This is a genomic window from Blattabacterium cuenoti, assembly GCF_014251575.1.
Taxonomy (GTDB): Bacteria; Bacteroidota; Bacteroidia; order Flavobacteriales; family Blattabacteriaceae; genus Blattabacterium; species Blattabacterium cuenoti_N.
The window spans coordinates 487,725-502,671 of the sequence record NZ_CP059191.1; the positions used below are offsets into that span (position 1 = coordinate 487,725).

Below are 14,947 nucleotides of genomic sequence, written 5' to 3' on the forward strand. Positions count from 1 at the left end.
TTTTATCATGAACAAAAATACAAAATTAAATTTTGAGATTTATTCAAATTCTAATACTTTGATGATAGGAATTTTATTAATAATAAATAAAATAGGGAAAAATATAGTCACAAAACAAATCAAAATAATAGATAAATTGATAATGAATAGATGGCTTATATTAATACAAATTGGAACAAAATCTACAAAGTATTGTATTTTATTTAGTAATACTAAATGAAATTTTTTTTGCAGTATCAATAAGGTAATTCCTATAGTATTTCCTATGATTAATGATGGAATAAATATTTGCAGAACATAAAACAGAAATATTTTGTGTATAACTTTATTTTGAGCTCCTAAAGTTTTTAAAATACCTATAGTTCTGATTCTTTCCAAAAGAAGTATTAGAATAAATACAATCATATTTATAACTAATGATATAAAAACAATAAAACTAATAACAAGTATATTCGTATCAAATATGTTTATCCATTCTATAATATCACGATTATTTTGATCATAAATAGTTTTAACTAAAAAATTGTTAGGTATTTTTTTTAAAATTTTTTCCTTTATATTTTCTTTGTTATAAGGAAAATAAGACAGAAAAATTTCAAATTTTTCTGATAAATCTTTTTTACATCCATAAATCTGTTGAATCGATTTTATATTTCCAATAATGTATAGATCATCAAATTCTGTAATTCCTGTTTCGTATAAACCAGAAACTCTAAATTTTTTAGATATAATAGTAGGATCGCCATTTTTTTTAAAAAAAAGGAAATCTATTTTCACATTTGATCCAATATTTAATCCTAATGATAAGGATATTTTTTTGGATAAAATAATGTTTTTATTACAATCATTATTTTTTTTTTTGTTACAAAAATTTCCATCAATTAAAAAATATTTAAAAAAAATGGGATTATAATCTTCATATAATCCTTTATATATATATCTTCCTGTTTTATTATCCGTTCCAATAATTATATCTTTTTCAACAATTTTATAAATTTTTTTTACATAATTGTAATTGATATATTTTTTTTGAAAAAAAAGTTTTTCAGGAAAAATTGAATTTATATTTTCTATAACAATTTGTCCTCTAACATTTAACAATTTATCTTTTATAATTTCTTTGAATCCATATCCTATAGAAAAAGTCAAAATAGCAATAATTAAACCGAAAGTTATTGTTATTTGTGTTATTATAACTATTGTTCTAAGAGTTCTATTTTTTCTACAATCTTTCCAAACTGTTTTTTTAGAGAAAAACCATTCAAAATTCAATATACTTTTATTTTAGATCCTCATAATTTTCATTATCAAAATCGATTTTATTATTGTATTGAGATTCTGAAGAAATATTATCAAAATCACTATAAGGAGATAAAAATAAATTTTCTTGATCAAGAATATTTTTTTTATAATCCTCTTCCCAAATTAATGATGGACGTTTTTTTTCTTCCAAGTTGATAAATTTGGCTTGATCACTTATAAATTTTAAACGAAATTTATCTAATCCTCCATTTCTATGTTTAGCTATTATAATTTCTGCTTCACCAATACAAGAATCATTTTCTTCATCAGAATCCCAAGTTTTAAATCCATAATACTCTGGTCTATAAATAAATAAAACTATATCTGCATCTTGTTCAATCGCACCTGACTCACGTAAATCGGATAACAAAGGACGTTTACTTCCTCCTCTTGTTTCAACAGCTCTAGAAAGCTGTGATAAAGCTATAATAGGAATATCAAGTTCCTTAGCTATAGACTTTAAATTTCTAGAAATAATTGATATCTCTTGCTCTCGATTTTGCAATTTAGAACCATGATCATTAATCACCATTAATTGCATATAATCTATCAATATTAATTTTATTCCATGCTGAGATATCAAACGACGGCATTTTGCACGAAAACTAAATATGGATAAAGAAGGAGTATCATCTATAAATAGAGGTGCATCCTTTAAATTTTTTGTTTTATTAATCAAGCATTCCCAATCTGAACTAGACAAACTAGCTCTTTTGATTTTTTCTGAAGAAATCCCGGTTTCTGATGAAATGAGTCTTGTGATTAATTGAATAGAAGACATTTCTAATGAAAAAACTATAACCGGAATTTTTTGTTCTACTACAATATTTTTAACCATGGACAACATAAAAGTTGTTTTTCCCATACCAGGTCTAGAAGCTAATATAATTAAATCAGAATTTTGCCATCCGGAAGTAATCTGATCCATTTTGTGAAATCCAGAAGAAATTCCACTCAACCCTTCTTTTTCTGCTTTTTTTATTTTATCAATAGCTTTTTTTATAAGACATTGAGTTGTTTCATATTTTTTTGTGATCAAATATTTCTGGTTAATCTCAAAAAGTTTTGATTCTGCATAATCTAAAAGATCAAAAACGTCTGTACTATCCTCATGACATTTTTGAATAATATCAGAAGATATACTAATTAATTTTCTTAAAAAAAACTTTTGTAATACGATTCTACTATGATACTCTATATGTGCAGAAGAAATAACTTTTTGTGTTAATTCTATCAAATAAAATTCTCCCCCTACTAATTCCAATTTTCCAATCTTGCGAAGATCGTTCGAAACAGTATATAAATCAATCGGTTTAGAATTATGATATAATCTTTGTACTGCCCCAAAAATTTCTTGATGTGCTTTTTTATAAAAAACTTCAGGAAAAAGTATATCAATAATTTCATCTAACCCATTTTTATCTATCATGATTGCTCCTATTACAGCTTCTTCCAAATCCAATGCTTGAGGAGGTATTTTTCCTTTTTTAGAATGAAAATTATTTTCTTCTCCTTGTCTGATACAATTCATTTGAATCATTAAATCATTTTAAATAAAGCATCACTATACGTGAATAGAAAAAATTTGAAGTCTATTCATCAAAATAACCCATGGAAATATACTTATTTTTTCTCTTTCTAATAAGAGATTCTATGTCAATAATAGATAATTCTTTATCATATTTTATGATCTGTTTTTTAACTATCTTATACGCTTTTTTTGGACAAAAATGAGCTCCACCTAAAGGTTCTTTAATGATATCATCTATAAGATTTGACTTATACATATCTTCTGCCGTTAATTTTAATGCTTCTGCTGATTCCTCTTTTTTGTCCCATTTTCCCCAAAGAATTGTAGAACAACTTTCAGGAGAAATAACAGAAAACCAAGAATTTTCCATCATAGAAACTTTATCACCTATTCCAATTCCTAAAGCACCTCCACTAGCTCCTTCACCTATAATTAAAACAATAATCGGAACTTTCAAACACATCATTTCATAAATATTTTTTCCAATAGCTTCCCCTTGACCTCTCTTTTCCGCTTCAATTCCAGGAAAAGCTCCTGGTGTATCAATAAGAGTAACAACTGGTTTACGAAATTTTTCCGACAGTTTCATCAGACGCAAGGCTTTTCGATATCCTTCAGGATTAGGCATTCCAAATCTTCTGTATTGTCTATCCTTAGTATTTTTTCCTTTCTGTGTTCCTATCAACATAAAAGTCTTATCTTCTATTTTTCCAAAACCTCCCACTATAGCTTTGTCATCTCCAAAATAACGATCTCCATGTAACTCTACAAAAGAATCTTTTTTTGTTATAGACTGTATATAATCTAAAGTATAAGGTCTATTTGGATGTCTAGATAATTGAACTCTTTGCCAAGGAGTTAAATTGCTGTGCAATTTTTTAATTGTTTTTTCCAATTTAGATTGCAATTGGGAACAAACTTTTTTCATGTCTATTCCACTTTTTTTTTCTATAAGAATACACTTAATATACTGATCCTTAATTTCTTGTATAGGTTTTTCGAAGTCTAAGTATTCCATAATCAAGAAAATTATATAATAAATGAACGAATATATTCTTTATTCATCAAAGAAATATACTCTGTAGATATTCCTTTTGGACATTCTGCTTCACACGCTCTGGTATTAGTACAAGATCCAAACCCTTCTTCATCCATTTTATTCACCATATTTAATACTCTCTTTTTTCTTTCTATTTTTCCTTGAGGGAGAAAGGAAAATTGTGAAACTTTTGCTGAAACAAATAACATGGCAGATCTATTTTTACATGCAGAAACACACGCTCCACAACCAATACATGTAGCCGCATCAAAAGCTTGATCGGCTTTATCTTTTGGAATAGGAATCATATTTCCATCTATTGTTTTTCCTAATGTATTTACAGAAATAAAACCACCTGATATAATAATCCTATCAAAAGATGATCTATCTACAATAAGATCTTTAATTATAGGAAAAGGTTTGGCTCTCCAAGGCTCAATATATATAGTTTCACCATCACGAAAATGACGCATGTGTAATTGACAAGTAGTGATTAAATTATCAGGACCATGAGCTCTCCCATTAATATACAAAGAACACATTCCACAAATTCCTTCACGACAATCATGATCAAATGCTATAGTAGAAGATTCTTTCTTATCACATATGATTTGATTGTTCAAAAGATCTAGCATTTCTAAAAAAGAACTATTAGGAGATATATCATGAACTTGATAAGTTTTGAAATAACCTTTTTCTTTATTATTTTTTTGTCTCCATATTTTTAATTTGAAATTCAGAAGTTGTTTCATATTCTATTTATAAGAGCGTGATTGCACTTTTACAAAAGTATAATTTAAATTTTCTTTATGCATAATTTCATCACTAATAGACTTATTTTCTCTATATTCCCATACAGAAACATGTTGATAATGAAGATCATCGCGAAGAGCTTCTCCTTCTTTTGTTTGATATTCTTCTCTAAAATGACTTCCACAAGATTCTTTTCTACTCAAAGCATCCATAGCCATCAATTCACCCAATTCTAAAAAATCTGCTACACGTCCAGCTTTTTCTAATTCAGAATTTAATCCATCCTCAATTTTTCCAGGAACAAAAACATTTTTCCAAAATTCATCACGAAGTTCTTGTATCCTTTTTATGGCTTCAGATAATCCAACATGATTTCGACTCATTCCTACATTTTCCCACATAATATTTCCAAGTTTTTTATGAAAGAAATCAACAGGCAAGCTTCCATTGTTTTGAACAAGTTTTTTAATTCTATCTTTTACATTCTTTTCTGATTTATCAAATTCTTTATGTTGTGTAGATATTTTTTTTGATACTCTTATGTATCTAGACAGATAATCTGCTATAGTGTATGGCAAAATGAAATATCCATCAGCTAATCCTTGCATTAATGCAGATGCTCCAAGTCTATTGGATCCATGATCAGAAAAATTAGCTTCCCCTATTACATAACATCCAGGAATGGTTGACATTAAATTGTAATCGACCCACAATCCACCCATTGTATAATGAACTGCAGGATAAATCTTCATAGGAGTTTTGTAAGGATTTTGATTAGTAATTTTTTCATACATATGAAATAAATTTCCATATTTAGATTCTATGATTTCTTCTCCAAAATTCATCTTTTCTAACTCACTAGGATTTATAATTCCAAGTTCATTCGCTTTTTCTTTTCCATATTTCTTTATGGAAGAATGAAAATCCAAAAATACACCTTCTTTGGTTTCATTATCCTCTATTCCAAATCCTCTGTCACAACGTTCTTTAGCCGCTCTAGAAGCAACATCTCTTGGAACAAGATTTCCAAATGAAGGATAACGTCTTTCTAGATAATAATCTCTTTCTTCTTCACTTATATTTTCAGGATTTTTAGTTCCATTTCGAATATCAATGGCATCTTCCAATTTTTTTGGAACCCATATTCTTCCATCATTTCTCAATGATTCAGACATCAATGTTAATTTAGATTGATAATTTCCATGTACTGGAATACAAGTAGGATGTATTTGTGTATAACAAGGATTAGCAAAGAATCCTCCTTTTTTATGAACTTTCCATATAGCACTAGCATTGGATCCCATTGCATTAGTGGATAAAAAAAATACATTTCCATAACCTCCTGATGCTATTATTACAGCGTGCGCTGCATGCCTTTCTATTTTTCCAGAAATCAAATTTCTAGCAATAATCCCTCTAGCTACTCCTTCTATAATTACTAGATCAAGCATTTCATGACGATTATACATCTTAATTCGACCTTTTCCTATTTGTCTAGACATAGCAGAATAACAAGATAATAACAGTTGTTGACCTGTTTGTCCTTTAGCATAAAAGGTTCTGGAAACTTTTGTACCACCAAAAGATCTAGTTTCCAAATAACCAGCATAATCACGAGCAAATGGAACACCTTGAGCTACACATTGATCAATAATATTAGAAGAAATTTCCGCTAAACGATAAACATTAGCCTCTCTAGATCTGTAATCACCTCCTTTGATTGTATCATAAAAAAGTTGATAAATAGAATCATTATCTCCTTTATAATTTTTAGAAGCATTGATTCCTCCTTGAGCTGCTACAGAATGTGCTCTTCTAGGAGAATCTTGGTAACAAAAAGCTTTAACCTGATAACCCAACTCAGATAAAGATGCACAAGCAGAACCCCCAGACAATCCAGTCCCAACAACAATAATTTCTATATTAGATCTGTTATTAGGAGATACTAATTTTAAAGTAGATTTTTGATTTTCCCATTTATGATTGATAGTACCACCTCCTGTAACTTTTGAATTTAACTTAAAAGAATTTTTAATCATTAACAAGAAAAATATTAGTTACTATTGATAAAAAACCAAATAGCGATAATAGAAAATCCAGAACAAATGAACCAAAAATAAAAAAAACCAAATCTTTGGATCCAAATCAACCTATTTTTATTGGACAATCCTAAAGATTGAAAAGAAGACTGAAATCCATGATTCAAATGAATTCCTAAAATAAAAAAGGAAAATACATATATGAATGTGTACAAAGGGTTTTTAAATAAAGAAATAACTATATTATAATCAGAAGTTAAATGATTATTTGAATATTTCATGGGAATCATGAAATTTATGATATGTAAAATTAAAAAACATAAAATCAAAACTCCTGTATATATCATTGTACGACTGCTAAATGAAGTTGTTAAACAAGAATTCATAGCATAATCTACTTCTCCTTTTATTTTTTTATTTTTTAAATGCAATTTCACTCCAAATAAAATATGAATCAAAAAACCAGAGGCAAGTACATATTCCATGATTCTAACAAGTAAATTTTTTCTCATAAAATAAACAGCTTCATTAAAAGATTGTTCTCCTGAAAAAAGAAAAAGATTAACAATCAAATGCAATAGTAAGAAAATCATTAAAAAAATACCTGTAGTTGCCATAACCACTTTTTTTCCAATAGAAGATCTAAAGAAATTACACTGATTCACTGACTGAACTAACTTGATCATCTAAGTAAATATAATAAGATATTTGAAATTATGATAAATTTTTTTGTTTTCTGATTTTTTGTAAAGCTTCTATTAACAAATCTATGTCTTTTTTTTCATTAAAAATTCCAAAAGAAATTCTAATAGGCATCATTTTATTTAGTAAATTTTCATTTGTGATAGATTGAATTACATGAGACATTTTTTTCACGTTATTATTACAAGAACTTCCGTTAGAAACTGCTACACCCATTAAGTCCAAATGGAAATACAATAAATAATCTTTTTTTTTTGTCGGATATAAAAAATTTAATATAGAGGGAAGACTTTGATTAGGACAAGATGATAGTCCGTTGAAAATAATATTTGGAATAATTTTTTTTAATTCTGAAATACAATAAAATTTTAAATCTTGTATTTTTTCCATGTGATGTGAAAAATTACAACAAGATAACTGTAAAGCTTCTGAAAGTCCTGCTATTCCATGTGTATTTTCTGTTCCAGAACGAATTCCATATTCCTGAAACCCTCCAGTAATAAAATGTTTTATTTTTTTGATAATATGATTTCTAATAAAAACAAAACCTACTCCTTTTGGACCATAGAACTTATGGGCACTTGCAGTGGCAAAATCGAAAGATAATTTTTCCATATCAATAGGAAAATTACCGATCATCTGAATCGTATCTGAATGAAAATAAGCATTGTATTTTTGACATAAAAATATAACTTTATCTACCTCCAAAAGATTTCCAATTTCATTGTTTGCATACATTAGACTTACAAGTGTTTTTTTAGAAGAATTTCTTTTTAAAAGATCTTCCATATGATTTAAATTAATAACTCCTTTTTTTTGAATTTGAATGAAATTTACACATACTTTATATTTATAGGATAAATCTAAAACAGTTTGTAAAACAGAAGAATGTTCTAATTGAGAAGTCAAAATATGTTTTACTCCTAAGTCTAATATAGAAGATCTTAATACAAGATTATTTGCCTCAGTCCCTCCAGAAGTAAAAATAATTTCAGAAGGAGATGCCATTATGTTCTTTGCTATACGAATTCTAGATTCTTCTATTATAGAAAGAGCTTCTCTTCCATAACTGTGTTGTACGGAAGAAGGATTCCCAAATGAATATTTTAATGTATTTACCATGACTTTGATGACTTCATTCCTCACAGGAGTTGTAGCTGCATTGTCTAAATATGCTCTTTTCATTAAAAAATTTCAGTTTTATATGCAAATATATAATGTATTCAAATTCCGTATGTTAAAAATGTTTTTAAAAAAAACTCATCTTTAATTTTGTATATTTATCATAGTAACCCTTGATTCAGTTGAAGTCTTTTTGAAAAAGAAATTTTATAATTTCTGTTAAGTATTTTTTGTTTTAAAAATGTTATTAAAATGTCTATTTTATTTTTATTTAAATTGAGTAAATATGAAAATAAATGTTGGATTTTCGGTCCTCATGGGGTTTGTGATTGGAATTATTATATCTTATTTTTTTGGAAAAAAAACCATATTAAGAAAATATATTCAATTATTAGAAAAAGCTAATTTTCAAGCTAAAAAAATCATAAAAAATGCGGAAAAAGAAGGTGAATCCATAAAAAAAAAGAAAATGCTTCAAGCAAAAGAAAAATTTATAGAACTTAAATCAAAACATGAAAAAGATGTTCATCTTAGAGAGAGAAAAATAATCGACATAGAAAGCAAAACAAAAGAAAAAGAAAATAGATTGTCTAGAGAAATAGAAATTTACTTTAAAAGAAACAATCGTTTAGAAGCACAAATACATGATTATGAAAAAAAATCAAAATTACTGAAAAATAATCAAGAAGAATTTAAAAATATGCAAATTAAGCAAATAGAATTGCTTGAAAAAATATCTAACTATTCTTCTGAAGAAGCTAAAAATGAGTTAATTGAAATTCTTAAAAGTGAAGCAAAAATCAAAGCACAATCTCACATTCAAAATATTATAGAAGAATCACAGTTAACTGCAAAAATAGAAGCCACAAAAATTGTGATTCAAGCTATTCAAAGAATTGGAACGGAACAAGCCGTAGAGAACGCTGTCTCTGTTTTTAATATAGGATCAGATGATGTAAAAGGTCGCATCATTGGTCGAGAAGGAAGAAATATAAGGGCTTTAGAAAAAGCAACAGGAGTAGAAATTATTGTAGATGATACTCCAGAAGCTATTCTTTTATCTTGTTTCAATCCTATTCGTAGAGAAGTAGCTAGATTAGCTCTTCACAAATTAGTGATTGATGGACGTATACATCCTGCAAGAATTGAAGAGATAGTAGAAAAAACGGAAAAACAAATCGAAGAAGAAATAGTAGAAATAGGAAAAAAAAATATAATAGATTTAGGAATTCATGGCATTCATCCAGAATTAATTAGAATGATAGGAAGAATGAAATATCGCTCTTCTTATGGTCAGAACTTGTTACAACATTCTCGAGAAGTAGCACATTTGTCAGGAATATTGGCTTCTGAATTGGGATTGAATGCAAAATTAGCAAAACGTGCAGGTCTATTGCATGACATAGGTAAAGTTCCTGAAAGTGAATCAGAACTTCCTCATGCTATTTTAGGGATGCAATGGGCAGAGAAATATGGAGAAAATATGGAAGTTTGCAATGCTATAGGATCACATCATGATGAAATAGAGATGAAAGTCCTAATATCTCCTATAGTACAAGTTTCAGATTCCATTAGTGGAGCTCGTCCTGGAGTAAGAAGGAATACTTTTGAGTCCTATTCAAAAAGACTAAAAAACTTGGAAAATATAGCCTTTAGTTTTGATGGAGTTAATAAAGCTTTTGCTATACAAGCAGGAAGAGAATTACGTGTTTTGGTAGAGAGCAATAAAATTGATGATAAAAAAGCTTTTCAGTTATCTTGTGATATAACAGAAAGAATAAAGAATGAAATGACTTATCCTGGTCAAATAAAAGTAACAGTGATTAGAGAAACTAGAGCCGTGCAAATAGCTAGATAAAAAAATAAAAATTATGAAAAAATCTTCTATTACTTCTTTTATTGAAAAATACTTTCTTCATTTTAATGCTTTAACTTTATCAGAGGCTGCTAAAGCATATAAATATCACACTCAAAATAATGGAAAAATGATGATAACGCTAGCGGGAGCAATGAGTACTGCAGAATTAGGTAAGATATTAGCGGAAATGATTCGAAAAGATCAAGTTCATATTATTTCTTGTACAGGTGCTAATTTAGAAGAAGATATATTAAACTTGATAGCTCATTCTCATTATAAAAAGATACCTCATTACAGAGACTTAACTCCTGATAATGAAAAAGATTTTTTAAAAAAAGGATATTATAGAGTGACAGACACCTGCATTCCAGAAGAACAAGCTTTTAAAAAATTGCAAAAGCATATTTTTCAAGTATGGAAAAGAGCTCAAGAAAAATCAAAACGTTATTTTCCTCATGAATATATTTATCAATTGTTATTAGAAAATATTTTAGAACCTTATTACAACATAAATCCGGAAGACAGTTGGGTCTTAGCTGCTGCAAAAAAGAATCTTCCCATGATAGTTCCAGGTTGGGAAGATAGCACAATAGGAAATATTTTTGCTTCATGTTGTATGAAAAAACAATTTCAAACTTTTCTTGTAAAAAATGGAATTGAATATATGATGCATTTAGCTAAATGGTACAAAAAAGAATCTATTAAACATAAAATAGGTTTTTTCCAGATTGGAGGAGGTATATCTGGAGATTTTCCTATTTGTGTAGTCCCTATGCTCTCTCAAGATATAGGATTTTATCCTACTCATTTTTGGGCTTACTTTTGTCAAATTTCAGATTCTACTACGAGTTATGGATCTTATTCAGGAGCTATTCCAAATGAAAAAATCACTTGGGGAAAACTTGATAAGGATACTCCAAAATTTATTATAGAATCAGATGCAACCATAGTTGCTCCACTTATTTTTGCATATGTGTTAGATATGTAATTATGTGTGTAAATTTGAATATAACATAAAAAAATATTTTTATAATGAATAATGTATATGACCTTGTTGTTATCGGTTCTGGTCCAGGAGGATACGTTTCTGCTATCAGAGCTAGTCAATTAGGACTTCGTACTGCAATTGTAGAAAAATACCAAGAATTGGGTGGAACATGTTTGAATGTAGGATGCATTCCTTCTAAATCTCTTTTAGATTCTTCTAAATATTTTTCATTAGCTAAAAATCATTATTCTTCACACGGAATTTTTTTTGAAAAATTATTTTTTGATTTCAAAAAAATGATGAATAGAAAAAATGAGATAGTCAAAAATATGAATAGTGGAATCAAATATTTAATGAAAAAAAACAAAATTGTTTTGTATCAAGGAATAGCTTCATTTAAGACAATGAATACTCTTTCTATAAAAGAAATTAAATCATTAGAAGAAAAACAAGAAATAAAATTTAAATATTGTATAATATCCACAGGTTCTATCCCTTCATGTTTACCAAATTTAAACTTCGGAAACAAAATCATTTCTTCTACAGAAGCTCTTTCTTTGAAAGAAGTTCCCAATAAGTTAATAATCATTGGAGGTGGAATCATTGGATTGGAATTAGGTTCTATTTTTAATAGATTAGGAAGTCAAATAACTATCATAGAAGTTATGGACAAAATCATATCAAATATGGACGAATCATTAAGTCAAGAAATTAGAAAAATTCTAGAAAAATCTTCTATCAAAATAGAAACATCTTTATCTATTACCAATATTCTTATGGAAGAAAACAATAAAGAAATATCAGTTTTTGTGAAGTATAAGAATGAAAAAGAAATGAAATTTACAGGAGACTACTGTTTATTATCAATCGGTAGAATCCCGTATACAAAAAATCTAGGATTAGAAAATATAGGAATTAAAAAAGATCAAAAAGGATTTATATTAGTGAATGATTCTTTGCAAAGTAATATAAAAAATATATATGCAATTGGAGACGTTATAGGAGGAAAAATGCTGGCACACAAAGCTGAAGAAGAAGGATTATATGCAGTAGAACACATGATTGGACAAAAACCAAACAAAATAAATTATGATTTAGTTCCATCAGTAATTTATACATATCCTGAAGTAGCTAGCGTTGGACATACGGAAAATGAAATTAAAAAAGAAAAAATGGAATATAATGTAGGAACTTTTCCCATGAAAGTATTAGGAAGAGCTCGTACAAGTGGATGTACAGAAGGTTTTTTGAAAATGATTACCCACAAAAAAACAGATGAAATAATGGGAGTTCATATAATCGGAGATCATGCTGCAGATATGATAATGGAAGCATCCGTTGCTATGGAATTCCGTTCTTCTTCAGAGGATATATATAGAATTTGTCATCCTCATCCTACTTTTAGTGAATCCTTTAAAGAAGCAGCTTTACTAAATTTTGAAAACCGTTCTATCCATATGTAGAGAGAAGAGAGATATGTGTTATCCCCAAATAATGGGTTTTTTCCCTTTTTTATCCAAAAACTCATTGGTTTTCAAAAAATGTCTAGATCCAAAAAAGCCAAGATGAGCAGAAAAAGGAGATGGATGTGAGGTTTTTAAAATATAATGATTATGAAAAGAATTAATTAAAAATATTTTCTTTTGAGCATATTTTCCCCATAGAAGAAAAACAATATTTTTTTTCTCATTAGAAACAGTTTTTATAATTTGATCTGTAAAAAATTCCCATCCCATGTTTTTATGAGAAACAGGACAACCTTTTCTAACTGTTAATATAGAATTAAGCAATAAAACTCCTTGTTTTGCCCAATGAATTAAAGAACCACTAGAAGGAAATGAATTGTTAAAACAGTTCTTGATTTCTATGAATATGTTTCTTAATGAAGGAGGAAAAGGAACTCCATTTGGAACAGAGAAACAAAGACCATCAGCTTGATTTTCTTTGTAATAAGGATCTTGTCCTAAGATGACTACTTTTAATTCTTGAAAATGACAGTATTTTAAAGAAGAAAATATATTTTCTTTTTTTGGAAAACAAATAAAATTATTGTATTCTATCTGAAGGTATTTCATTAATTTCTTAAAATAAGGTTTATTCCGTTCTTTTTTTAGAAAAAAACTCCAATCATAATCCATAGTTTTTTTTTATTTAAATCGTTACGTTATCTATTTATGTTATGCATAAATATTTTAATTGATCCCATGCAAAAAATTCTTTTTTTCAATAAGTTGTTCTTTAGTTTCCAGATTATTTTTATCTGGAACACAACAGTGGACTGGACATATTACAATACATTGTGGTTGATCATAAAAACCAACACATTCTGTACATTTTTCTGAAACAATAAAGTATATATCCTTTTCTTTTGGTTCTTGATCTATAGTTAGATTCGTAAAAAAAGTTTCCTTTTTTCTTAAAGAAGTTCCATCTGACATTCTCCATTTTTTTCCTCCTTCATAAATTGCATTATTAGGACATTCTGGTTCACAAGCACCACAATTAATACATTCTTCTGTAATTTTTATGGACATTGGGCTAGACTTTAAAATTAAAAAATAATGATTAAAACTTTTGATGAATTAGGCCATTTTCTAAGAAAATTTAATAAATTTTATGCACATAAGAAATATATTCCTCAAAATTTTAAAAATTTATTTTTTGATTTACAAGAAATTATTCAAAAAATAACTATTGCAAATAGTTGGTTTAGAGAAGAAGATTTATTAATAACCATCAATCAATGGGGAAAAATTCTTAAAGGAAAAAAATTAGAATCTTGGATCAAAAAATACTCTTTGAATAAAAAAAAAGAATCAAAAAAAGTTCTTGTCATTATGCCTGGAAACATTCCAATAGTGGGATTTCATGACCTTTTATGTGTTCTTTTATCAGGACATAATATCATAATTAAATTATCTGAAGAAGACAATTTATTACTTCCTTTTTTATGCAAAATCATAACATATAAAAAACCTATGTTAAAACATAAAATAAGATTTACAAATAATATTTTTCATGAAAAATTCGATTATGTTATAGCCAGTGGAAACAACAACACTGCTCGTTATTTTGAGTATTATTTCAGAAATCATCCTCTACTACTTAGAAAAAGAAAAACTTCCATTGCTGTATTACAAGGAAATGAAAAAGAAAAAGAATTAATTTCTTTAAACAAAGACATACTTACTTACTCTGGAAGGGGATGCAGAAATGTAGGAAAAATATTTGTTCCTTATAATTATAATCTTCATTTGATTTTAGAAAAATCATTTGTATCCGAATATATCACAAAAAATTACAAATACATAGACAATTATAAATATTGTCTTTCTATTTATACTATGAACAAAATATCTATTCAAAAAAATCACTTTCTTATTTTCAAAGAAAAAAATGATTATTATAGTCCAATATCTGTAGTTTATTATGAATTTTATGATAATTTAAATCAATTGAGAGAAATTATTCTAAAAAATGACCAATATATACAATGTATAGTCTCTAAAAATTTTTTTAAAAAAGAAGTTGATTTTGGAAAAACACAATATCCAGAATTAGAAGATTATGCAGACGGAATTGACACAATTCAATTTTTGAATTGATCTTTTTA

At 27.5% G+C, this 14,947-nt stretch carries 13 protein-coding genes; 4 read left to right on the top strand and 9 right to left on the bottom strand.

Annotated elements, in window-relative coordinates; genetic code table 11:
* Window positions 1-39: 39 nt before the first annotated feature.
* The 7 genes from H0H67_RS02435 to H0H67_RS02465 are packed head-to-tail and all read right to left on the bottom strand — an operon-like array spanning window position 40 to window position 8,551.
* Window positions 40-1,272 (bottom strand): ABC transporter permease, encoded by a 1,233-nt coding sequence (locus tag H0H67_RS02435; RefSeq protein WP_185859182.1) that lies wholly within the window; start codon window positions 1,270-1,272, stop codon window positions 40-42.
* 7 nt (window positions 1,273-1,279) lie between these two features.
* Complete coding sequence (gene dnaB / locus H0H67_RS02440; RefSeq protein ID WP_185859183.1) at window positions 1,280-2,842, bottom strand: replicative DNA helicase; 1,563 nt, start codon at window positions 2,840-2,842, stop codon at window positions 1,280-1,282.
* A 52-nt stretch (window positions 2,843-2,894) separates the two neighbouring features.
* Window positions 2,895-3,851, bottom strand: coding sequence for an acetyl-CoA carboxylase carboxyltransferase subunit alpha (locus tag H0H67_RS02445; RefSeq protein ID WP_185859184.1), 957 nt, complete (start codon window positions 3,849-3,851; stop codon window positions 2,895-2,897).
* 11 nt (window positions 3,852-3,862) lie between these two features.
* Window positions 3,863-4,624 (bottom strand): succinate dehydrogenase/fumarate reductase iron-sulfur subunit, encoded by a 762-nt coding sequence (locus H0H67_RS02450; protein ID WP_185859185.1) that lies wholly within the window; start codon window positions 4,622-4,624, stop codon window positions 3,863-3,865.
* Between the two features lie 3 nt (window positions 4,625-4,627).
* Window positions 4,628-6,664: a fumarate reductase/succinate dehydrogenase flavoprotein subunit gene (locus tag H0H67_RS02455; RefSeq protein ID WP_185859186.1), complete on the bottom strand. Its 2,037-nt coding sequence runs from the start codon at window positions 6,662-6,664 to the stop codon at window positions 4,628-4,630.
* A 14-nt stretch (window positions 6,665-6,678) separates the two neighbouring features.
* Window positions 6,679-7,350 carry a succinate dehydrogenase cytochrome b subunit gene (locus H0H67_RS02460; RefSeq protein ID WP_238784567.1) on the bottom strand — a complete coding sequence of 224 codons (672 nt, stop codon included), beginning with the start codon at window positions 7,348-7,350 and terminating at the stop codon, window positions 6,679-6,681.
* 28 nt (window positions 7,351-7,378) lie between these two features.
* Entirely contained in the window at window positions 7,379-8,551 is a 1,173-nt protein-coding gene (locus tag H0H67_RS02465) for a cysteine desulfurase family protein (RefSeq protein WP_185859187.1), read from the bottom strand.
* Window positions 8,552-8,774: 223 nt separating this feature from the next.
* Between H0H67_RS02465 and rny the strand changes: the two genes are divergently transcribed.
* From rny to lpdA, 3 genes are read left to right on the top strand one after another with little or no spacing between them, the layout of a single operon-like run.
* Window positions 8,775-10,346, top strand: coding sequence for a ribonuclease Y (rny, locus tag H0H67_RS02470; protein ID WP_185859188.1), 1,572 nt, complete (start codon window positions 8,775-8,777; stop codon window positions 10,344-10,346).
* 13 nt (window positions 10,347-10,359) lie between these two features.
* Window positions 10,360-11,334 (top strand): deoxyhypusine synthase family protein, encoded by a 975-nt coding sequence (locus H0H67_RS02475; protein WP_185859189.1) that lies wholly within the window; start codon window positions 10,360-10,362, stop codon window positions 11,332-11,334.
* 44 nt (window positions 11,335-11,378) lie between these two features.
* Complete coding sequence (gene lpdA, locus H0H67_RS02480) at window positions 11,379-12,797, top strand: dihydrolipoyl dehydrogenase (protein WP_185859190.1); 1,419 nt, start codon at window positions 11,379-11,381, stop codon at window positions 12,795-12,797.
* A gap of 18 nt (window positions 12,798-12,815) precedes the next feature.
* On the opposite strand, the gene H0H67_RS02485 is transcribed toward lpdA, so the two are convergent.
* Window positions 12,816-13,472 (bottom strand): uracil-DNA glycosylase, encoded by a 657-nt coding sequence (locus H0H67_RS02485; protein ID WP_185859191.1) that lies wholly within the window; start codon window positions 13,470-13,472, stop codon window positions 12,816-12,818.
* 54 nt (window positions 13,473-13,526) lie between these two features.
* Window positions 13,527-13,868, bottom strand: coding sequence for a 4Fe-4S binding protein (locus H0H67_RS02490; protein WP_185859192.1), 342 nt, complete (start codon window positions 13,866-13,868; stop codon window positions 13,527-13,529).
* Window positions 13,869-13,895: 27 nt separating this feature from the next.
* On the opposite strand from H0H67_RS02490, the gene H0H67_RS02495 reads away from it, so the two are divergent.
* On the top strand, window positions 13,896-14,939 hold the full coding sequence (locus H0H67_RS02495) for an acyl-CoA reductase (protein WP_185859193.1): 1,044 nt from the start codon (window positions 13,896-13,898) through the stop codon (window positions 14,937-14,939).
* Window positions 14,940-14,947 lie beyond the last annotated feature (8 nt).

Coding starts and splice junctions, on each gene's coding strand:
- H0H67_RS02445 (WP_185859184.1), bottom strand. CDS start 3,851: ATGGAATACTTAGACTTCGAAAAACCTATACAAGAAATTAAGGATCAG.
- H0H67_RS02455 (WP_185859186.1), bottom strand. CDS start 6,664: ATGATTAAAAATTCTTTTAAGTTAAATTCAAAAGTTACAGGAGGTGGT.
- H0H67_RS02465 (WP_185859187.1), bottom strand. CDS start 8,551: ATGAAAAGAGCATATTTAGACAATGCAGCTACAACTCCTGTGAGGAAT.
- lpdA (WP_185859190.1), top strand. CDS start 11,379: ATGAATAATGTATATGACCTTGTTGTTATCGGTTCTGGTCCAGGAGGA.
- H0H67_RS02460 (WP_238784567.1), bottom strand. CDS start 7,350: ATGATCAAGTTAGTTCAGTCAGTGAATCAGTGTAATTTCTTTAGATCT.
- H0H67_RS02485 (WP_185859191.1), bottom strand. CDS start 13,472: ATGGATTATGATTGGAGTTTTTTTCTAAAAAAAGAACGGAATAAACCT.
- dnaB (WP_185859183.1), bottom strand. CDS start 2,842: ATGATTCAAATGAATTGTATCAGACAAGGAGAAGAAAATAATTTTCAT.
- H0H67_RS02475 (WP_185859189.1), top strand. CDS start 10,360: ATGAAAAAATCTTCTATTACTTCTTTTATTGAAAAATACTTTCTTCAT.
- rny (WP_185859188.1), top strand. CDS start 8,775: ATGAAAATAAATGTTGGATTTTCGGTCCTCATGGGGTTTGTGATTGGA.
- H0H67_RS02490 (WP_185859192.1), bottom strand. CDS start 13,868: ATGTCCATAAAAATTACAGAAGAATGTATTAATTGTGGTGCTTGTGAA.
- H0H67_RS02450 (WP_185859185.1), bottom strand. CDS start 4,624: ATGAAACAACTTCTGAATTTCAAATTAAAAATATGGAGACAAAAAAAT.
- H0H67_RS02495 (WP_185859193.1), top strand. CDS start 13,896: ATGATTAAAACTTTTGATGAATTAGGCCATTTTCTAAGAAAATTTAAT.